This window comes from Sphingomonas phyllosphaerae FA2, assembly GCF_000427645.1.
Taxonomy (GTDB): Bacteria; Pseudomonadota; Alphaproteobacteria; order Sphingomonadales; family Sphingomonadaceae; genus Sphingomonas; species Sphingomonas phyllosphaerae.
Genome location: NZ_KE386571.1, coordinates 930,726 through 951,595, shown reverse-complemented (window position 1 = coordinate 951,595; position 20,870 = coordinate 930,726). Strand labels below are relative to the sequence as shown.

The 20,870-nt window shown below is 67.3% G+C and carries 17 protein-coding genes, 1 tRNA gene and 1 other annotated feature; of the genes, 9 read left to right on the top strand and 9 right to left on the bottom strand.

Translation table 11 applies throughout. The features are described 5' to 3' along the window. Positions 1-30 precede the first annotated feature (30 nt). On the bottom strand, positions 31-468 hold the full coding sequence (locus SPHPH_RS0104980) for a DMT family transporter (RefSeq protein WP_028965702.1): 438 nt from the start codon (positions 466-468) through the stop codon (positions 31-33). A 99-nt stretch (positions 469-567) separates the two neighbouring features. After that, positions 568-2,622: an ATP-dependent DNA helicase RecG gene (gene recG, locus SPHPH_RS0104975; protein ID WP_028965701.1), complete on the bottom strand. Its 2,055-nt coding sequence runs from the start codon at positions 2,620-2,622 to the stop codon at positions 568-570. Positions 2,623-2,694: 72 nt separating this feature from the next. Here recG and SPHPH_RS0104970 point away from each other — a divergent pair, with 72 nt between their 5' ends. Next, a complete protein-coding gene (locus tag SPHPH_RS0104970; protein WP_028965700.1) occupies positions 2,695-2,970 on the top strand; it encodes an FAD assembly factor SdhE in 276 nt (91 codons plus the stop codon). Between the two features lie 138 nt (positions 2,971-3,108). After that, positions 3,109-6,564 (top strand): transcription-repair coupling factor, encoded by a 3,456-nt coding sequence (mfd, locus tag SPHPH_RS0104965; RefSeq protein ID WP_028965699.1) that lies wholly within the window; start codon positions 3,109-3,111, stop codon positions 6,562-6,564. Positions 6,565-6,627: 63 nt separating this feature from the next. On the opposite strand, the gene SPHPH_RS0104960 is transcribed toward mfd, so the two are convergent. After that, complete coding sequence (locus tag SPHPH_RS0104960; protein WP_051272839.1) at positions 6,628-7,041, bottom strand: YybH family protein; 414 nt, start codon at positions 7,039-7,041, stop codon at positions 6,628-6,630. Beyond that, on the bottom strand, positions 7,038-8,309 hold the full coding sequence (locus SPHPH_RS18945) for a GGDEF domain-containing phosphodiesterase (RefSeq protein WP_051272838.1): 1,272 nt from the start codon (positions 8,307-8,309) through the stop codon (positions 7,038-7,040). The genes SPHPH_RS0104960 and SPHPH_RS18945 overlap by 4 nt, the downstream gene beginning before the upstream one ends. A gap of 110 nt (positions 8,310-8,419) precedes the next feature. Between SPHPH_RS18945 and moaA the strand changes: the two genes are divergently transcribed. From moaA to SPHPH_RS0104940, 3 genes are all read left to right on the top strand, one after another. Then, a complete protein-coding gene (moaA, locus tag SPHPH_RS0104950) occupies positions 8,420-9,430 on the top strand; it encodes a GTP 3',8-cyclase MoaA (RefSeq protein ID WP_028965697.1) in 1,011 nt (336 codons plus the stop codon). Next, positions 9,427-10,206, top strand: coding sequence for an NAD kinase (locus tag SPHPH_RS0104945; protein WP_028965696.1), 780 nt, complete (start codon positions 9,427-9,429; stop codon positions 10,204-10,206). Before moaA ends, SPHPH_RS0104945 begins: the two co-directional genes overlap by 4 nt. A 76-nt stretch (positions 10,207-10,282) precedes the next feature. Then, a tRNA-Asn gene (locus tag SPHPH_RS0104940) sits at positions 10,283-10,357 on the top strand. A 179-nt stretch (positions 10,358-10,536) separates the two neighbouring features. Here the strand turns inward: SPHPH_RS0104940 and SPHPH_RS18940 are convergent. Further along, positions 10,537-10,788, bottom strand: coding sequence for a hypothetical protein (locus SPHPH_RS18940; RefSeq protein ID WP_156025834.1), 252 nt, complete (start codon positions 10,786-10,788; stop codon positions 10,537-10,539). 183 nt (positions 10,789-10,971) lie between these two features. On the opposite strand from SPHPH_RS18940, the gene SPHPH_RS0104930 reads away from it, so the two are divergent. Then, the gene (locus SPHPH_RS0104930; protein ID WP_238302900.1) at positions 10,972-11,580 is read left to right on the top strand and encodes a CC0125/CC1285 family lipoprotein; all 609 of its coding nucleotides are present in this window, start codon (positions 10,972-10,974) and stop codon (positions 11,578-11,580) included. 67 nt (positions 11,581-11,647) lie between these two features. Here SPHPH_RS0104930 and SPHPH_RS0104925 read toward each other — a convergent pair whose 3' ends face one another. After that, positions 11,648-13,132 (bottom strand): SulP family inorganic anion transporter, encoded by a 1,485-nt coding sequence (locus SPHPH_RS0104925; RefSeq protein ID WP_028965694.1) that lies wholly within the window; start codon positions 13,130-13,132, stop codon positions 11,648-11,650. A 68-nt stretch (positions 13,133-13,200) separates the two neighbouring features. After that, positions 13,201-13,256 (bottom strand) — a sequence feature (sul1 is cis-regulatory element that is thought to sense ions involved in sulfur or methionine metabolism; They are found in Alphaproteobacteria). 193 nt (positions 13,257-13,449) lie between these two features. Further along, positions 13,450-14,256 carry a tRNA glutamyl-Q(34) synthetase GluQRS gene (gene gluQRS / locus SPHPH_RS0104920; protein WP_028965693.1) on the bottom strand — a complete coding sequence of 269 codons (807 nt, stop codon included), beginning with the start codon at positions 14,254-14,256 and terminating at the stop codon, positions 13,450-13,452. Positions 14,257-14,332: 76 nt separating this feature from the next. On the opposite strand from gluQRS, the gene SPHPH_RS0104915 reads away from it, so the two are divergent. Genes SPHPH_RS0104915 through SPHPH_RS0104905 form a run of 3 tightly spaced genes read left to right on the top strand, consistent with a single transcriptional unit; the run spans position 14,333 to position 17,350 of the window. Further along, positions 14,333-16,393, top strand: coding sequence for a S9 family peptidase (locus tag SPHPH_RS0104915; RefSeq protein WP_028965692.1), 2,061 nt, complete (start codon positions 14,333-14,335; stop codon positions 16,391-16,393). Positions 16,394-16,400: 7 nt separating this feature from the next. Then, positions 16,401-16,964 carry a DedA family protein gene (locus SPHPH_RS0104910; RefSeq protein WP_028965691.1) on the top strand — a complete coding sequence of 188 codons (564 nt, stop codon included), beginning with the start codon at positions 16,401-16,403 and terminating at the stop codon, positions 16,962-16,964. Next, on the top strand, positions 16,961-17,350 hold the full coding sequence (locus tag SPHPH_RS0104905) for an acyl-CoA thioesterase (RefSeq protein ID WP_028965690.1): 390 nt from the start codon (positions 16,961-16,963) through the stop codon (positions 17,348-17,350). The genes SPHPH_RS0104910 and SPHPH_RS0104905 overlap by 4 nt, the downstream gene beginning before the upstream one ends. Before the next feature lie 210 nt (positions 17,351-17,560). Here SPHPH_RS0104905 and tal read toward each other — a convergent pair whose 3' ends face one another. Both tal and tkt read right to left on the bottom strand, forming a co-directional pair. After that, the gene (gene tal / locus SPHPH_RS0104900; protein ID WP_028965689.1) at positions 17,561-18,670 is read right to left on the bottom strand and encodes a transaldolase; all 1,110 of its coding nucleotides are present in this window, start codon (positions 18,668-18,670) and stop codon (positions 17,561-17,563) included. Positions 18,671-18,774: 104 nt separating this feature from the next. Further along, positions 18,775-20,844: a transketolase gene (tkt, locus tag SPHPH_RS0104895; RefSeq protein WP_028965688.1), complete on the bottom strand. Its 2,070-nt coding sequence runs from the start codon at positions 20,842-20,844 to the stop codon at positions 18,775-18,777. Positions 20,845-20,870: the final 26 nt, after the last annotated feature.

Here is a 20,870-nt window from a genome sequence, read left to right as displayed (position 1 = left end):
GTCATTTCGCGCAACGGGACGACGACGTCCTCACCCGCGCCGAAACACCACCACCCCGATCAGCACCAGCGCGATCCCGGCGAGCTTGGTCACCGTCACCGGCTGCTGCGGCAGCTGCAACAATCCGAAGTGATCCAGCGTCAGCGCCGCGATCAACTGACTCGCGATCGCGATGCTGAGCGCTGCCGCAATCCCCAGCCGCGGCGCGGCGAAGGCAAGCGCCGCGACGAACGCCGCACCATAAAGGCCACCCAGCCACGCCCACCACGGCGCGCCTTTCAGCGCCGATAGCGGCGTGCGATCGAACGCCCAGACGATCAGCAAGGTCGCTGTGCCGATCGTGAACGACACCAGCGCCGCCAGCCAGACCGAGCCCGACACGCGTGCCAGCGCGGCGTTGGTCGGCGGCTGGATCGCGAGGCCCAATCCCGCGAGCACGACGATGACGATCGGTATCAGACCGGCCAATTCGCTTCTCCTCTTTGGGTCATTGCGAGCGAAGCGAAGCAATCCAGGGCCGGATCAGGACGCTCTGGATTGCTTCGCTTCGCTCGCAACGACGATCGCTCACCCGGAACGCAGCAGCGCCACGCCCGCGTCCCGCTCAAACAGATACAGCGCGATCCGCGCCGCCTGTCCGCGTACTCCGTTCAATCCACCGTCACGGTCGATCAGCAACCGCGCATCGTCGGTCGCGGCGGGCAGCAGGTCCGACAGCAACTCCGGCGTCGCGAGCCGGAACATCGCCTCCCCCGATTGCCGCGTCCCCAGCAGCTCGCCGGCCCCGCGCAACCGCAGATCCTCCTCGGCGATCCGAAACCCGTCGTTGGTCTCCCGCATCAGCGCCAGCCGCGCGCGCGCCGTCTCGCTCAGCGATCCGCCGCGCAGCAACAGGCACACCGAGCGCCCGCCACCGCGCCCGACGCGGCCACGCAGCTGGTGCAACTGCGCCAGCCCGAAGCGATCGGCATGTTCGATCACGATCAGCGTCGCATTGGGCACATCGACCCCGACCTCGATCACCGTCGTGGCGACCAGCACGCCGGTCTCGCCCGCCGAGAAGCGCGCCATCACCGCGTCCTTTTCGACGCCCTTCATCCGCCCGTGCACCAGCCCGACGCGATCTCCGAAACGGCTCGCCAGCGCAGCGGCGCGCGCCTCGGCAGCTTGCAGGTCGCTGGTTTCGCTCTCCTCGACCAAAGGGCAGACCCAGTACGCCTGCTTCCCCTCCGACAAATGCCGGCCGAGCGCATCGATTACCTCATCGACGCGCTCCTCGGACAACACCCGCGTCTCGATCGGCTCGCGCCCCGGTGGCATCTCGTCGAGTCGGCTCTGGTCCATCTCGCCGTGCAGCGCGAGTGTCAGCGTGCGCGGGATCGGCGTCGCGGTCATCGCCAGCAGGTGCGGCGGGGTGCGGCCCTTGGCCTGCAACAGCATCCGCTCGGCGACCCCGAAGCGATGCTGTTCGTCGACCACCACCAGCCCGAGGTCGCGATACGTCACCGCCTCCTGAAAGATCGCGTGCGTGCCGACGAGGATGTGGATCGACCCGTCCGCCAGCCCCATCAACGTCGCCTCGCGCGCACGACCCTTGTCGCGCCCGGTCAGCACCGCGATCTCGACCGGCAGGCCGGCCAGCGTTCGCCGCAGCGTCTCATAATGCTGGCGCGCGAGGATTTCGGTCGGGGCAAGCATCGCCGCCTGCGCACCGGCCTCGACCGCGATCAGCAGCGCCATCGCCGCGACCAAGGTCTTGCCCGAGCCGACATCGCCTTGCAGCAGCCGCAGCATCGGCGCGCTCTGCGCGAGGTCGCCCTCGATCTCACGGACGCTGCGCGCCTGCGCGCCGGTGAGCTGATACGGCAGCCGCAACAGGTCGCGCAGCCGCCAGTCGCCCTGCAACGCCCGCCCCCGCCGCTTGCGCGTATCGGCGCGGACGATCGACAGCGCGAGCTGGTTGGCGAACACCTCGTCATAGGCGAGCCGCGCGCGCGCCACCGCGTCGGCGGGATCGGTGTGGAGCCGCGTCATCGCCTCGCGCCACGCCGGCCAGTCGCGCTGCGCCTTGAGGCTCGGCTCGATCCACTCGGGCAGATCGGGCGCGCGCGCCAGCGCCTGCTCGACCAGCGCGCCGAGCCGGCGGGAGGTCATTCCTTCGGTCAGCGGGTAGATGGCCTCCCGCTCGCGAAAGTCGCCGTCCTCGCCGCCGACCTCCGGGTGAATGATCTGCAAATCCTGCCCGTATTGGTCGAGCCGCCCCGAAACGCGGCGCGGCTCGTTGAGCGGCAGCAACTTGCGCACCCGCCCCGAGCCGCCGCCGAAGAACACTAGCGCCACCGTATTTCCGTGCGCGTCGCGCGCCACGACCCGCGTCGGCGCGCGCGGGCTGCTGCTGGTGCGATAGTCGGTGGGGGTCAGCGTGATCGCGATCGTCCGCCCGACGTCGCTCTGCATCAATTCGTCGCGCGGCCAGCGATCGACCCAGCCCGAGGGGACGTGGAACAGCAGGTCGAGCACGCGCGCGATCCCCAGCCGTTCGAGCGGCCGGGCCAGCGCGGGGCCGACGCCTTTCAGCGCCTCCACCTCGGCGAACAACGGATTGAGGATATCGGGTCGCATGACTATCTGGTGCCGATACCCTGCCCCGACGGCCGCCGCCAGCGCCCGCCGGTCGTTTTGCATTGGAACGTCATGGACCACGACATCCGCCTGAAACGCCTGCGCTTCCGCGCCTGGCACCGCGGCACGCGCGAGGCCGATCTGATGATCGGCGGCTTCTTCGACGCGCATGGCGCGACGTGGAACGCCGAGCAGCTCGACTGGTTCGAGCGGCTGCTGGAGGAACAGGACGTCGATATCATGGGCTGGGCGATCGGCTCGATCCCCTGCCCGGCGGAATGGGAGGGCGAGATGATGCAGACGATGCGCAAGGTCGATTTCGTGACGGTGCTCGACACGGGGATGTGACCTTCATTTAGCCCCCCCCTTTCAAGGGAGGGGTTGGGGTGGGTGGGGGCTTGGCAATACGGCCGCCCCCGCCCTTCCCGCACCACCCGGACGCCACCCACCCCCTGCCCCTCCCTTGAAAGGGAGGGGGGAGATAGAATGCCCGACCTCTCCACCATCCTCAAAGCCACCGTCCCGCTCACGCTCTCGGGCGTTCCCGGCGGCTTCCTTCCCTCGCTGCTCGCCGATCTCGCGCGCGCTGCGCCGCGCCGTGCGGTGTTCGTCGCCGCCGACGAAGCGCAGATGCGCAGCATCGCCGCGACCGCGCCGTTCTTCGCGCCCGAGCTGGAGGTCGTGCAGCTCCCGGCCTGGGACTGCCTCCCCTACGACCGCGCCTCGCCGACGCTGCGCGTGATGGCGGAGCGGATCGGCGCGCTCCATCGCTTGCAACAAAAGCCGGCTGCGCCGCAGCTGGTGCTGACCACGGTCAACGCGCTGACGCAGCGGACGCTCACCCCGTTCCGCATTCGCCAGCTGGTCGCCGAGCTGAAACCCGGCGCGCGGATCGATCGCGACAAGCTCGGCGCGTTGTTGCAGGCCAACGGCTACGTCCGCACCGACACCGTCCACGACGCCGGCGAATATGCGGTGCGCGGCGGGATCGTCGACCTGTTCCCGAGCGGCGAGGAACAGGCGCTCCGCCTCGACTTCTTCGGCGACGAGATCGAGAGCGTCCGCACCTTCGACCCCGGCGACCAGCGCACCACCGGGCGGCTCGACGGCTTCGTGCTGCTCCCCGCGTCCGAGGCGCTGCTCGACGACGATAGCGTCAAGCGCTTCCGCACCCGCTATCGCGAAAAGTTCGGCGCGACCGCGACCGGCGACCCGCTGTATCAAGCGGTCAGCGAAGGCCGGCGGCTGGCGGGGATGGAGCATTGGCTGCCGCTGTTCGAGGAAAAGCTGGCGACGCTCTGGGACCATCTCGGCGATGACGCCGTGGTCGTCCGCGACGCCGGCACCCCGGCGGCGGTCGAGGGGCGGCTCGACGCGATCGCCGATTACTACGAGAACCGGAAACGTGCCGAGGCCGCCGAGCCCGGCAGCTACCGCGCGCTGCCCGCCAAGACGCTCTATCTCGACGAGGAGGAATGGCGCGCCGAGGTCGCCGGGATGCCCGCGCATCTGGTCACGCCGTTCCACGAACCCGAATCCTCGACCGTGCTAGACTTCCAGGTCGACGGCCCGCGCGATTTCGCACCGGAGCGTGCCAATCAGGCCAATGTCTACGAAGCGGTCGTCGCGCACGTCGCACGGCTGAAGAAGGACGGCCGCAAGCCGATCCTCGCCAGCTATTCGATCGGCGCGCGCGACCGGCTCAAGACCCTGCTCGACGATCACGGGCTGGTCGGCGCGCGGCTCGCCGACACATGGCAGGATGCGCTGGGTGCGGCCGATCGCGGCGTCGCGCTGACCGTCGTCGGGCTCGATCACGGCTTCACCGCGCCCGACGTGGCCGTGCTGACCGAGCAGGACATGCTCGGCGACCGCCTGATCCGCCGCGCGAAACGCCGCAAATCCGCCGACGCGTTCCTCGCCGAACTCGCGACGCTGTCGCCTGGCGATCTGGTCGTCCACACCGATCACGGCATCGGGCGCTATGTCGGGCTGACGCAGGTGCCCGTCGCCAAGGCCCCGCACGATTGCGTCGCGCTGGAATATGCCGGCGGCGACAAGCTCTACATACCCGTAGAAAATCTCGAAGTCCTCTCGCGCTACGGCTCGTCGGAGGAAGGCGCGAGCCTCGACCGGCTCGGCGGCGAGGCGTGGCAGCGCCGCAAGTCGAAGATGAAGGAGCGCATCCGCGAGATCGCGGGCACGCTGATCGCGGTCGCGGCCGAGCGCGCGTTGCGCCCGGGTGAAGTCGCCGAACCCGATGCGAGCGGCTATCCGGCCTTCGTCGACCGTTTCCCTTACGAGGAAACCGACGATCAGGATCGCGCGATCAGCGACGTGCTCGACGATCTCGCCGCCGGCAAGCCGATGGACCGGCTGATCGTTGGCGACGTCGGCTTCGGCAAGACCGAGGTCGCCTTGCGCGCCGCCTTCGTCGCGGCAATGGCGGGGATGCAGGTCGCGGTGGTCTGCCCGACCACCTTGCTCGCTCGTCAGCACTACCAGAATTTCTGCGCGCGCTTCGATGGCTTCCCGGTCGAGATCGGTCGCCTCTCACGGCTGGTGACCGCCAGCGAGGCGAAGAAGGTCAAGGAAGGTGTCGCGAACGGCACGATCGACATCGTCATCGGCACCCACGCACTGCTCGCCAAGAATATCGACTTCAAGCGGCTCGGCCTCGTGATCGTCGATGAGGAACAAAGGTTCGGCGTGACGCACAAGGAGCGGCTGAAGACGCTGCGCGCCGACGTCCACATGCTGACCCTGACCGCGACGCCGATCCCGCGCACGCTCCAGATGGCGATGGGGGGCCTGCGCGAACTGTCGGTGATCCAGACCCCGCCGGTCGATCGCCTTGCTGTGCGCACCTATGTGATGCCGTGGGACCCGGTCGTGCTGCGCGAGGCGTTGCTGCGCGAACATTATCGCGGCGGGCAGAGCTTCCTCGTCACCCCGCGCATCGCCGACCTGCCCGACATCGAGGATTATCTGCGCCGCGAGGTGCCCGAGATCCGCTACGTCGTCGCGCACGGCCAGATGGCGCCGACCGAGGTCGAGGAGCGCATGTCGGCCTTCTACGACAAGAAGTTCGAGGTGCTGGTCTCGACCACGATCATCGAGAGTGGGATCGACATTCCTTCGGCGAACACGATGATCGTCAACCGCGCCGATCGCTTCGGCCTCGCACAGCTCTACCAGCTGCGCGGGCGGGTCGGCCGGTCGAAGACGCGTGCCTACGCCTATATGGTCGCGCCGCCCGAACGGCAGATGACCGAGGCGGCGGAAAAGCGTCTCAAGGTGCTGAGCGATCTCGATACGTTGGGCGCGGGGTTCCAGCTCGCCAGCCACGATCTCGACATTCGGGGTGCGGGCAATCTGCTCGGCGACGAACAATCGGGGCATATCAAGGAGGTCGGCTACGAACTCTATCAGTCGATGCTGGAGGAGGCGATCCTCGAAGCGAAGGCGGGCGGCCTGCGCGAGCGCCAGCGCGACTTCAGCCCGCAGATCAGCGTCGACGCGCCGATCCTGATCCCCGAGGAATACGTCCCTGATCTCGACCTGCGCATGGGCCTGTATCGCCGTCTCAACGAGGTTGACGAGGTGCAGGGGCTCGATGCCTTCGCCGCCGAGATGATCGACCGTTTCGGGCCGCTACCCGAGGCGACCGACAATCTGGTCAAGATCATGGAGATCAAGCTCAACGCCAAGAAGGCGTGCGTGTCGAAGCTCGACGTCGGACCGAAGGGCGCGCTGGTCGCGTTCCACGACGACAAGCCGCCGAACATCGCGGGGCTGCTCGCCTATGTCGACAAGCTGGGTGGGATCGCCAAGCTGCGCCCCGACAGCAAGCTGGCGCTGACCCGCGTCTGGGCCGATCCGAAGGCGCGGCTGCACGGCGCGCTGCAATTGTCGAAGGGGCTGGCGAAGGCGGCGGGGTGAGGCGCGTCATCGCGAGCGTAGCGACGCTACGCTCGCGATGACGCGCCCGGCCGAAACACGACCTCAACTGCTGTGGTCGGAAATGATCTTCCAGCCGTCCTTGCGGCGCTCGAACAGCAAGGTCGTCAGCCCGGTCTGCGGCGAGCCGCTCGCGGGCGTCAGCGTCCAGCGCGCAACGTGCAGCACATGGACCGCGCTCAGCGTGCGCCACGCCAGCGGCTGGAAGTTCAGCCGTCCGCGCGTATTGCCGCCGTTGGCGAAGCTCTTGGCATAGCGTTCGGCGATCGCCGGCTTGCCGCGCACCACCTTGTCGCCAGCGACGTAGACCGCGTCGGGCGCATAGAGGGCGGTGAAGCGCGCCAGATCGCCGGCGTTCCAGCCCGCCGCACTATCCGCCATCGCAGCGTCGATCGCCGCCTGCGGGGTGGCGGTGGCGGCGGCCGCCGCCACCGCGATCAGCACCGGAACGATCGTCATTTCTGCTTGCCCCCCTTCACCTGCCCCGACCGCACCAGATCGATCAGTGCGGCGTCGTCCAGCGGCCCGGCGCACAGGAACCCCTGATAGAAGGTGCAGCCGCGCGCCGCGAGCAACTGCCGCTGCGCCTCGGTCTCCACCCCCTCCGCGATCGTCTCCAGCCCCAGCCCCTCGGCGATGCCCAGCACGCCCTGCAGCACCACGCGGTTGCGCGCATCGCTGACCGCCGCGGTGGTCAGGCTGCGATCGATCTTGATGTAATCGAGCGGCAGCGTCGCGACATAGGACAGGCTGGAGTATCCGGTCCCGAAATCGTCGAGCGCCACGCGGCAGCCGGCGGCGCGCAACGCCGCCAGCGCGACGCCCGCGGCGCGAAGGTTGTCGATCATCGCGCCCTCGGTCACCTCGGCGGTGACGCGCCCTGGAGCGATCCCCGCCTCGTGCACGCGCGCCAGGAAGCGGCTGACGAACGGCGTGCGCGACAGATCGGTGGCGGTGACGTTCACCGCGATCCGCAAGCGCGAGAGCGCATCGGGCCAGTCGGCGGCGCGGCGCAGCGCCAGCGCCTGGACGTGATCGGACAATGCCACCCCCAGCCCGGCACGATCGGCGGCGGCGAGCAGCGTCTCCGCGCCCAGCTCGCCCAGCCGCGGGTGATGCCAGCGCGCCAGCGCCTCGACGCCGACGATCCGCCCCTCGATCAGGTGGACCTGCGGCTGGAAGCGGACGTCGATCTCCTGCCGCTCCATCGCGCGGTGCAGGTCGGCGGCCAGCGCGGCGATCGGCACGCCGCTACCCTCGGTCGCGACGCGCGTTGTCACGCCTTCGCTGGCGCGGGCGTGCGCCAGTGCCTCGGCGGCGCGGCGCAGCAGATGGTCGAGCCCCTCGTGGTCCACCTGCCGCGCCACGCCGATCCGCGCGCCCAGATGGATCGTCTCGTTGCCGATCGTAAACGGCTGCTCCAGCGCGCGCTCGACCGAATCGACCGCGGCATCGCCGACCTGCGCGTCGCCCGCGACGACGATCGTGAAGGTCGCCCCGCTGCGCACCGCGGCGCTGCGATAATCCGCCAGCGCCTCGCTCAGCCGCTCGTCGATCGCCTCGACCAACTGGTCGCCCGTCATTCGCCCATATGCGGCGTTGACGATCTCGAAACTGGTCGGCGCGGCGGTGATCGCGGTGACGCCGTGATCCGCGGAGGATACAAGCTGCACCTGTTGCTCGCTGGCGGTCCGCTCGCCCCGGCGGCGCCCGGCGGCGCGTTGCATGGTTCGTGTCTGACGCTCCATGCTGCTGATCGTAAGCGGTGGCGCGCGGCGCGGCAATCCGATCTTGCCGGACAGTGAACGACTCAATAGCTTCGCGCGTTGTGACGGCAATGATCGAAACCAGCAGCACGGCCGCGCCGCTCATCGACGGCTTCGGCCGCACCATCCGATACTTGCGCGTGTCGGTGACGGATCGCTGCGACCTGCGCTGTCGCTATTGCATGGCGGAGCAGATGACGTTCCTGCCGCGCGAGAAAATCGCGACGCTGGAGGAATTGGCGATCATCGCCGAACGCTTTGTCGCACGCGGGGTGCGCAAGGTGCGGCTGTCGGGCGGCGAGCCGCTGGTGCGGCGCGACGTGCTGCAACTGGTGCAGCGGCTCGGCCGGCACGTCGGCGGTGCGCTCGACGAGCTGACGATGACCACCAACGGCACGCGGCTGCGCGACCACGCAGCCGCCTTGCGCGACGCGGGGCTCCGGCGGCTGAACGTCAGCCTCGACAGTCGCGATCCCGACCGCTTCCGCCACATCACCCGCCACGGCGACGTCGCGCAGGTGCTCGACGGCATCGCCGCCGCGCGCGACGCCGGGCTGGCGATCAAGATCAACATGGTCGCGCTGAAGGGCGTCAATGAGGACGAGATCGCCGCGATGCTCGGTTGGTGCGTCGCCGAAGGGCACGACCTCACGCTTATCGAGACGATGCCGCTCGGTGCGGTCGACGAGGATCGCACCGACCGCTTCCTGCCGCTGACCGTGGTGAAGGAGCGGCTCGACACGCAATTCGCGCTGGAGCGCGACGCGGCGCAGACCGGCGGCCCGGCGCGTTACTGGCGCGTCGACGGCAGTGCGACGCGGCTCGGGCTGATCTCGCCGTTGACGCAGAATTTTTGCGACGGATGTAACCGTGTCCGGCTGACCACCGAGGGCCGACTGTACACCTGCCTGGGCCACGACGATCATCGCGACCTGCGCGCGGCGTTGCGCGAAGGCGGCGTTACCGCGCTCGACGCCGCGATCGAGGATGCGCTGACCACCAAGCCGCGCCGCCACAATTTTCGCATCGGTCGCGACGAAGGCCCGGCGGTCGCCCGGCACATGAGCGTCACCGGCGGATGACGACCTATCCCCGGCGGGCACTGGTCGCCTCGCCCACCGCCCCCGCGCAGGCTGCGCGCGCCGAACTCGCCGATGCGTGGGACTGGTGCCCGCTGGAGGAGGCCGATCTGGTCGTCGCGCTGGGCGGCGACGGCTTCATGCTTCAGACGCTGCACCTGCTGCTGGAGCGGCGGCGCGCGATCGTCCCGGTGTTCGGGATGAATCTCGGCACCGTCGGCTTCCTGATGAACGAATGGCGTCGCCACGATCTCGACGGCCGGATCGAGCGCGCGCGCGCGTTCAAGGTCACCCCCCTGACCGCCACCGCGACCGGCTTCGACGGCAGCCTGCATACGCTGCCCGCGATCAACGAGGTGTCGTTGCTGCGCGAGACAAGGCAAACCGCCAAGCTGGAAGTACGGATCAACGATCGCATCGTGCTGGACGAACTGTCGTGTGACGGCATCCTGGTCGCGACGCCCGCCGGTTCGACTGCCTACAACCTCTCTGCGCACGGGCCCATCCTGCCGCTCGGCTCGCAGATGCTGGCGCTGACCCCGATCAGCGCGTTTCGCCCGCGGCGCTGGCGCGGCGCGATCCTGCCCGACAAGACGCGCGTGTCGTTGCGCGTGCTGGACGCGGGCAAGCGCCCCGTCTCGGCGGTCGCCGACCAGCGCGAGGTGCGCAACGTCGCGCAGGTCGACATCGCGATGGACCGCGCGCGGGAGTTGACCTTGCTGTTCGATCCCGAGCACGCGCTCGACGATCGCATCACGATGGAGCAGTTCGTCGCATAAGTCGGAAAGATGAAATAAGGGTCTTGCGCGCCGAAAATCCGGCTTTATAGACCCCCTCCACGACGTTGAACGACGTTCCCTGATAGCTCAGCGGTAGAGCTCTCGACTGTTAATCGAGCGGCCGTAGGTTCGAATCCTACTCAGGGAGCCACCTCTTTTCGCCGAAGCTACTGGCTTACGACCAAGCGAAAATCGAGCCGTTTACGATCGCTTTTACCTCATCATGACGATGCCGCTTGCTCGACATCATCGGCGCAAGCGACCTGAATCACTCCTGCGACATTGCTTCGTTGCGCTCGCAATGACGGCAAGCTGGTGACCGACGCCGACTTATCCGCCCTGCTGCGGCAAGGCCGAGTCCGAGCGGCGCGTCCGCATCGCTTCACCGGCCTCGTTCGCGTTCGCCTTGTCGATCTGCGTCCACTCGGCGCGGGTGTGGCACGTCTTCTTGGTGAAGCGACTGCCCGTCACGCCCATTTCCTTGCAGACGCGCTGGTTCGGGTCGACGGGCTTCGGCTCCCTGGCCGAAGCCAGGGCGGGGATCGCCAGCATCATCGCCGCCACAGGCACCATCAACTTCATCGAAACGTCCCCCGCCAGCCGCATCGAATCGATGCCGCCATGGACCTTACGATACTGCCCCGCCGCAGGACAATCGAGCCACCCCGCCGCGATGCAGCGGAGCGATTTCGTTCATCGCACGTTCCACTCATCTCGGCTATGCGACGGCTCGTCGCACCGCCCGGGTGCGTTGGAGAGTACGCCATGATGAAGAAGTTCGGCCGCTCAGCGATGGTGATGGCGCTGGCGGCCAGCACGACGCTGGTCGCGGCCTGCGCCACGGAAACCGCGTATCGGCCCGCCACGGGCAGCGGCTTCTACCGCACCGGTTACAGCGACCTGCGGATCGAGCCCAACCGCTACCGCGTCACCTTTGCCGGCAACACCGTCACCGATCGCGATGTCGTGGAACGCTACCTGCTGTTCCGCTCGGCCGAACTGACGCTGCAGAACGGCTATGATTACTTCGTGATGGCCGATCGCGATACCGATCGTCAGGCACGCACCTATTCGACTCCGGGTTTCGGCGGCGGCTGGGGCCCCGGCTTCGGCGCGTTCGGCGGCGGTTTATGGGGTCCGCGCTGGGGCTTCTACGGCCGCGGCTTCGGCTATCGCTCCTGGGACCCGTTCTGGGGCGGCCCGTGGGGCGGCTTCGGCGGAGGCCAGGATATCCGCACCGTCGATCGTTACGAGGCTTCGGCCGAAATCGTGATGTTCAAGGGCACGCCGGATCGCGGCAACGTCCGCGCCTTCAACGCGCGTGCGGTCGTCGACTCGATCGGCCCGACGATCCGTCTGCCCAAGGCGTCATAAGCCACCTGCTTCGTTGGGTGCCGACAGGGGCATCGGTCCGGGTGACCGATGCCCCTTTTCTTTGCGATCAATGCGGTACGGCGCCCAGCTCGAACCCGGTCTTGTCATGCAGCGCGAAGCGATCGACCAGATCGGCGCTCGCCCGGTTATAGCCGACGATCTCCACGCTCGCCCCGTCGCGCCGCAACCGCGCGACGATCTTGTCGAGCGCCGCGACCGCCGAGATATCCCAGAAGTGCGCCGCCGACACGTCGATCACCACCGCCCGCGCCGGCTCCGCCGCAAAGGCACGCGTGAACAGGTCGACCGACGCGAAAAAGATTTCGCCGCGCACTTGGTAGGTGACCGGATCGCCCGCAATGCGCTCGACCGCGAACATCCGCCGCACCTTGCCGGCGAAGAAGATCCCGGACAGCAGCACGCCCGCCGCCACGCCCTGCGCCAGATCGCGGGTCACGACGACGACCGCCACGGTCACGAGCATCACGATCGACGAGGTCGGCGGGTGGCGGCGCAGATTGGGGAGCGAGTTCCAGCTGAAGGTGCCGATCGACACCATCACCATCACCGCGACCAGCGCCGGCATCGGGACGCGCCCGACCACCGGCCCCAGCACCGCCAGCAGGAACAGCAGGAACGCGCCCGCGATGAAGGTCGACAGCCGCTTGCGCCCGCCCGAGGTGACGTTGATGACCGACTGCCCGATCATCGCGCACCCGCCCATCCCGCCGACCAGCGCGGCAGCGAGGTTCGCGCCGCCCTGCCCCATGCACTCGCGACGCTTGTCGCTCTCGGTGTCGGTCATGTCGTCGACGATCTGCGCGGTCAGCATCGATTCGAGCAGCCCGACCGCCGCCATCGTCATCGAATAGGGCAGGATGATCCGCAGCGTATCGAGCGTCAGCGGCACCTGCGGCAGCACGAGCGACGGCAACCCCTCCGGCAGCCGCCCCATATCGCCGACGGTGCGCACCGGCAGGCCGAGCACGACCGCCAGCACCGTCAGCACCACGATCGCGACCAGCGGCGACGGCACCGCTTTGGTCACGCGCGGCAGCAGATAGATGATCGCCAGACCACCCGCGACCATCGCGTAGCTGTGCCAGCTCACGCCGGTCAGCTGCGGCAATTGCGCCATGAAGATCAATATCGCCAGTGCGTTGACGAAGCCAGTGATGACCGAGCGCGAGACGAACTGCATCAGCAAATCGAGCCGCAGCAACCCCGCGACGATCTGGATGACGCCCATCAGGATCGTCGCGGCGAACAGATAATCGACGCCATGCGCGCGGACCAGCGGCGTCACGACGACCGCGACGGCGGCGGTCGCGGCGGAGATCATCGCCGGTCGCCCGCCGAGCAGTGAAATGATGATGGCGATCGCGATTGAGGCATAGAGCCCGACGCGCGGATCGACCCCGGCGATGATCGAAAAGCCGATCGCCTCGGGGATCAGCGCCAGCGCGACGACGACACCGGCGAGCACCTCGCGACGCGCCTCGCCCGCATCCGCGCACCACGCGGATCGGAAATGGGAAAAGATGTTGGTCATGAGCCTGTTGAAACCACAACACGCATCGGCGCCCACGCGGGGACGCTGAGTTCGGAACGATACGTGGAGGTTGCCCGGCGGATCGGCGGCCGGGATAGCCACCCGGATTTGCACCGGGTCCATGCGGATGCGGGTGCCCATAGGCGAAGAAAATCGTCCAAGGCAAGAGCCCAAACCCCCGTCGCCCCTGCGAAGGCAGGGGCCCATGTCTGTAGAGTGGGTAGGAAAAGGCCGACACACAACCGAAAGCGCCTGTGTCAAACCGCTGACCAAGCCGACACAGCCATAGGCCCCTGCCTACGCAGGGGCGACACGATCTACCCCCTTAACCCCGCCCGCAACTTGGCCGCCACCTCGCCTCCATCCACCCCCACCTCGCGCATGGCTGCCAGCGTCGGCGCGCCATGCCGCTTCGCCAGCCGCGCGCCATCCTCACCCGTCAGCAGGTCATGATGCCACCATCGCGGCACCGGCAGCTCCAGCAACGCCTGCAGGACACGGTGGACATGCGTCGCCTCGAACAGATCGCGCCCGCGCACCACATCGGTCACGCCCTGTGCCGCATCGTCGACCGTCACCGCCAGATGATAGCTCGCCGGCGCATCCTTGCGCGCCAACACCACGTCGCCCTGCGCCAGCGCCGCATTAGCCACCGTCCGCCCATGATCGGTCCACGACAGGTCACCGCAGCGCGGCACCGCCGCTGCCATGTCGAGTCGCCAGCAATGCGGCGCATCGCGCTCCGGCGCATGGCGACACGTTCCCGGATAGACCGCCACCGCGCCATGCGGCGCGCTCAACGCCTCGGCAATCTCCGCACGCGTGCAATAACAACGATATAGCAGCCCCATCTCATGCAAACGCTCAAGCGCGGCCGCGTATATGTCCAGCCGCGCCGACTGGAACAGCACGTCGCCGTCCCACTTCAGCCCCAGCCAGCGCAAATCCTCGATGATCGTCGCGACGTGCTCAGGCCGGCTGCGCGTTCCGTCGATATCCTCGATCCGCAGCAGGAATCGACCGCCCCGCTCGCGCGCGAAATCATGCGCCCGGATCGCCGAGTAGGCGTGCCCCATATGCAGCCGCCCGGTCGGCGAAGGGGCAAAACGGGTGACGACACTCATGCCGCGCGATGTGCGCCGTGCCGCGCGCGCGGACAAGAGGGTGACGTTTGGCAATATCGCGCGTTAGGAAGCGCCTATGACCGATCCAAAGCCCCCCGTCGCCGCCACCCGCCCGCACAGCTACACGATGCACGGCATCACGATCGACGATCCCTTGGCGTGGCTGAAGGACCCGAACTACCCCGACGTCACCGACAAGCAGGTTCTCGCCTACCTTGAGGAAGAGAACGCCTATTTCGAGGCGCAGATGGCGCCGCACCGCCCGCTGGTCGATCGCCTGTACGAAGAGATGAAGGCGCGTATCAAGGAGGACGAGAGCAGCGTCCCCCAGAAGGATGGCGACCATCTCTACTGGACCGCGTTCGAGACCGGCGGACAATATCGCAAATGGTGGCGCAAGCCCCTCGCGGGCGGCCCCGACGAATTGCTGCTCGACGAACCCGCGCTCGCGGAGGGAAAGGAATATTTCCGGCTCGGCGCGTTCTCGATCTCGAACGATGCGAGCAAGCTGGCCTATGCCATTGACGACAATGGCTCCGAACGGTTCACGATCCACGTCAAGGACCTGACCACCGGCGAACTGCTCGCCGACACGATCCCCGGCATGCTGTCTGAAATCGTCTGGACGGCCGACGACAGCGGCTTTCTTTATGGGCTGGCGAACAAGGAATGGCGCACCGACAACGCGCGCTTCCACCGGCTCGGCACCGACCCGGCCGAGGATGTCGAACTGTATCATGAGGATGACGAGGGCTATCGCGTCGCGGTCGGCGAGACCAGCGACCGCCAGTGGATCGTGATCGGCACCGGCGACCATGTCACCAGCGAGATCCGGCTGCTCCCCGCAAGTAATCCCTTCGCCGACCCGATCCTGATCGCGCCGCGCCAGCCGGGGCGCGAATATGACGTCGACACGCATGGCGCCACCTTGTTCATCCACACCAACGACACCGATCCGATGTGGCGGCTGGTCACCGCGCCGATCACCGCGCCCGGCGAATGGAACGAGCGGATCGCGCCGAGCCCGCATTTCTACATGACCGGCGTCGAATGTTTCCGCGACTTCTTCATCGTCGAGGGCCGCGAGGACGGGCTCGACCAGATCGAAATACACTCTTACGATCCCTCCGCCGCGCCACGCCGCATCTCCTTCCCGGAAGCGAGCTACGCCGCCGGCCTTGGCGACAATCCCGAATACGAACAGACAGTTCTGCGGCTCGGCTATGAGTCGATGGTAACGCCGGGCACGGTCTATGACTACGACACCGCAACCGGCGACCTCACCACGCTGAAGGTTCAGGAAATCCCCAGCGGCTATGACGCGACCAAATACGATACGCAGCGGCTGAAGATCACCGCTCGCGACGGCACCGCCGTGCCGGTGTCGATCGTGTACCCCCGCGATTTCCCGCGGGATGGCTCGCGGCCGTTGTTCCTTTACGCTTATGGCGCCTACGGCCATGCGATCCCGCCCGGCTTCTCGACCGGTATCCTCAGCCTGCTCGATCGTGGCTTCGCCTATGCGATCGCCCACATCCGCGGCGGCGACGACCTTGGCCAGCAATGGTATCACGACGGCAAGCTCGAAAAGCGTACCAACACTTTCAATGACTTCGTCGACGTTGCGAAGGCACTGGTCGAACAAGGCTGGACCAGTGCGGGCCGCATCGCGATCGCCGGACGCTCGGCCGGCGGCGAGCTGATGGGCGCGGTGGTCAATTCCGATCCGCAGCTATGGGGCGCGGTGATCGCCGACGTGCCGTTCGTCGACGTGCTCAACACGATGCTCGACGAGACGCTACCGCTCACGCCAGGCGAATGGCCCGAATGGGGCAACCCGATCAAGGACAGGGCAGCATTCGAACTGATCCGCAGCTACTCGCCATATGACAATGTAAAGGCTCAGGAATATCCGCCAATGCTCATCTCGGGCGGTCTCAACGATCCGCGCGTGACCTATTGGGAGCCCGCCAAATGGGCCGCGAAGCTGCGCGCCACCAAGACCGACGGAAACGTCCTGCTGCTCAAGACCAACATGGGCGCCGGGCACGGCGGCAAGTCCGGCCGGTTCGAAAGCCTGCGCGAAGCCGCCGAGGAACATGCCTTCGTGCTCTGGCAATTGGGCGTCGAAGCATGACCGCCGCATGACGATCGAGGCGATCGTCGCACGCTACGGCCTCGCCGCGCTGTTCGCGGGCGCGGCGCTGGAGGGCGAAGCTGCAGTGGTGGCGGGCGGCATCCTCGCACACAAGGGCCTGCTCTCGCTCCCATTCGCGATGCTTGCCGCCGGGCTCGGCTCCTACACCGCGGATCAGGCGTGGTTCTACGCCGGCCGGCATTTCCGCGACCATAAATGGATCGCCGCCGCCCGCGCCAAGCCGGCCTTTGCGCGCGCCGTCGCCGCGTTCGAGCGCCATCCGACGGCATTCTTCTTTGCCTTCCGCTTCCTTTATGGCCTACGCACCGTCAGTCCGATCGCGATCGGCTCAACCAATGTGTCGGCGCGGCGCTTCGCGATCGTGAACGGCGTATCGGCCACCTGCTGGGCGATCCTGTTCACCGGGATCGGCTTTCTGTTCGGGCACGGCTTCGAGCAATTGCTCGGCCGTATCGTCGCCAACCGGCATCTGTGGTGGGCGGTCGGCGCGCTGATCGCGGCAGGGATCGCGTTCGCCGGCTGGCGCTGGTACAAGGCGCATCACGCATGACCTTCACCCGGACCTTCACCGCGCAGCCGGCCGACATCGACGAACTCGGCCACGTCAACAATGCGGTCTGGGTGCGCTGGATTCAGGAGCTGTCGGTCGCGCATTGGGCCGCGATCGCACCCGCGGAGCATCAGGCGGCCTACGTCTGGATGATCACCCGCCACGTCATCGATTATCGTGGCAATGTCGTGGAAGGCGAGGCGGTTACGGGCGAAACCTGGGTCCCTGATCCACCGCGCGGCGCGCGCTTCGACCGCCACTTTCGCTTCCTCGGCACCGACGGCAAGCTGCGCGTCGAGGGCGTTACCACATGGGCGCTGCTTGATCGCGCGAGCGGGCGGTTGTTGCGGATCACACCGGAGATCGCAGCGCCGTTTCAGGCGTAATGGTGTGGACCTCCCGTTCGTCCTGAGGAGGGGCTGAGCCTGTCGAAGCCCCGGCTCGAAGGGCACGCGCCACAACCGTGCTTCGAGAGGCCGTCTCGGCTTCGCTCGACGGCTCCTCAGCACGAACGGTGTGGGTGAGGCGAGCAGCGATCCCTTGCAAGAGAAAGGCGGAGGCCGTCGCCAGCGCCCGCCCCATCCGGCCTCGTAAAATCAGGCGTTTGCCGGCTGTTTCTCGCCGATCACCTTCATCAGGTCGTCGAACGACTTGGAGAAGCTCGCCACGCCCTCGTCGACCAGCGTCTTGGTCACGCCGTCCAGATCGAGCCCGAGCCGCGCCTGCTCCGCGATTACATGCCGCGCCTCGTCCACCCCCTGCGTCAGCGTCTGTGCGACGGTGCCATGATCGCGGAACGCGTCCATCGTCTTGGGCGGCATCGTGTTGACCGTCTCCGGCCCGATCAGCTGGTCGACGTACAGCGTATCGGGATAGTCAGGGTTCTTGGTGCCCGTCGACGCCCACAGCAGCCGCTGCGGCTGCGCGCCCTTCGCCGCCAGATTCTGCCAGCGATCCGAAGCGATGAACTCCTGATACCAGGCATAGGCCAGCTTGGCGTTGGCGATCGCCACCTTGCCCTTCAGCGCCTTGGCTTCCTCACCACCCTGACCGGCATCGATCGCATCGTCGATCTTGCTGTCGATCCGGCTGACGAAGAAGCTCGCGACGCTTGCGATCCGTTCGATGGGCATGTCCTTCGACACGCGCTCCTCCAGCCCTTCGACATAGGCATAGGCGACCGCCTTGTACGCCTCGACCCCGAACAGCAGCGTCACGTTGACGTTGATCCCCTTGGCGATCGTGTCGCGGATCGCACGGACGCCGTCGTCGGTGCCGGGGATCTTGATCATCAGGTTCGGGCGATCGACCGCCTGCCACAGCCGCTCGGCTTCCTCGGCGGTTTCCGGCCCCTTCAGCGCCAGATACGGCGACACCTCGAGGCTGACATAGCCATCCTTCGCGTCCAGCCGGTCATAGACCGGGCGCAGCGTGTCGCACGCCGCCTGGATGTCCTTGATCGCCTGCGCCTCGTAACGCGCCATCGGCTCGGCGCCCGGAGTGGCCTTGTCGAATTCGGCGAAGCCGGCGTCATAGGCATCGCCCGCGCCCATCGCCTTCTCGAAGATCGTCGGGTTGGAGGTGACGCCGGTCAGCCCGTCCTCGTCGACCAGCTTCTGCAAACCGCCCTGTTCCAGAAACTTGCGGTCGACGAAGTCCAGCCACACCGCGGTGCCGGCGTTGCTGAGGTCCTGTAGCTTGCTCATCCCGATCTCCACACCCGTCGCCCCCGCGCAGGCGGGGGCTCATGTCTTTCACCACGAACGGTGTCGCCGGCCGATATAGGGATCGCCCGGCCACACCGCGACATTTACGCCATCGCTTCCTTCGCCACCTTCACGACATTCTCGACCGTGAAGCCGAACTTGTCCGCCAGCTTGGCGAGCGGGGCGGAGGCACCGAAGGTCGACATCGTGATCTGTCGACCCTCGTACCCGACATAGCGATCCCAGCCGAGCGACCCGGCCATCTCGATCGCGACGCGCGCCTTCACCGCCTTGGGCAGCACGCTCTCCTTGTACGCGGCGTCCTGCAGCTCGTACCGATACCAACTCGGCATCGACACGACCCGCGCCTTGACGCCCTCGGCGACCAGCTTCTCATACGCCTGCACCGCCAGCGACACTTCCGAGCCGGTCGCGATCAGGATCACGTCCGGCGTCTCGTTCCCACCCGCCAGCACATAGGCGCCCTTCTCGACGCCATCCGCGCTCGCATATTTGGAGCGATCGAGCGTCGGCAACGCCTGCCGCGACAGGATCAGCGCCGCCGGGGTGCTCGCATCCTTCATTACCGCACGCCATGCCGCCGCGACCTCGTTCGCGTCGCCCGGCCGGAACGTGTCGATCCCCGGAATCGCGCGCAACGTCGCGAGGTGCTCGATCGGCTGGTGGGTCGGCCCATCCTCGCCGACGCCGATCGAGTCATGCGTGAAAACCCACACCGCGCCGATCTCCATGATCGCCGACAGCCGCACCGGCGCGCGCATGTAATCGAGGAAGACGAGGAAGGTGGAGCCATAGGCACGCAGGTGCGACAGCGCCATGCCGTTCACCACCGCGCCCATGCCATGCTCGCGCACGCCGAAGTGGAAGTTGGAGCCGCCGTAATTATCGGCCTCGAACGACGCCGCGCCCTTGATGTCGGTCTTGGTCGACGGCGACAGATCGGCCGAGCCGCCGAGCAGCCATGGCACCTTCTTGACGATCGCGTTGAGCACCTTGCCGCCCGCGTCGCGGCTCGCGACGCCCTTTTCGTCGGCTTCGAAGGTCGGGATCTCGCTGTCCCAACCCTCGGGCAGCTCGTCCTTAAGCAGCAGGTCGAGTTCCGCCGCCAGCTCGGCATGTTCGCCGCGATACTTGTCGAACAGCGCGACCCATTCGTCACGTGCCTTGCCGCCGCGATCCTTCACCGCCTTGCCGAACGCTTCCTTCACGCCCTCGGGCACGAAGAAGTCCTCGGCCGGCCAGCCGTACGCTTCCTTGGTCTTGGCGATATTCTCGGCGCCCAGCGGCTCGCCATGCGCCTTCTCGCTGCCGGCGCGAGGGGAGCCCCAGCCGATCACCGACTTGACGACGATAAGCGTCGGCGCTTCGGTTTCCTCGCGGAATGCCTGAAGCGCCTCGGTCAGCGCCTTGATATCGTTGGCATCGTCGACGTGGATGACGTTCCAACCATAGGCATGGAAGCGCGCGCCGACGTCCTCGTCGAACGCCAGATCGGTATCGCCCTCGATCGAAATCTGGTTGCTGTCGTAGATCCAGCACAAATTGCTGAGCTTGAGATGCCCGGCCAGCGACGCCGCCTCGGCCGAGACGCCCTCCATCATGTCGCCGTCGCCGCACAGCACATAGACGTCGTGATCGAACAGCGCGAAGCCCGGACGGTTGTAGCGCGCCGCCAGCCAGCGCTCGGCAATCGCCATCCCGACCGAATTGCCGCAGCCTGCGCCCAGCGGCCCGGTCGTCGTCTCGACGCCGGTGGTGTGGCGATATTCGGGGTGGCCCGGCGTCTTCGACGACAGCTGACGGAACTGTTTGATGTCGTCGAGCGACATCGCCGGCTTGCCGGTCTTGTTGCCCTCGGCGTCGATCTCCTCGACCCCGGCAAGATACAGCAACGAGTACAGCAGCATCGAGGCATGGCCGACCGACAGCACGAAGCGGTCGCGGTTCGGCCAGTCGGCATGCGCGGGGTCGTAGCGCAGGAATTGCGTCCACACCGTCCAGCCGACCGGCGCCAGCGCCATCGGGGTACCGGGGTGGCCCGAATTGGCCTTTTGCACGGCGTCCATCGACAGCGTGCGGATCGTGTCGATCTGCAGCCGCTCCGGGCTGCCGTCCTCGTGGAAACCGGCGGGCGAGCTGGCGGTATCGGTCATGCAATCCTCATGTCGGAAGTCACGGG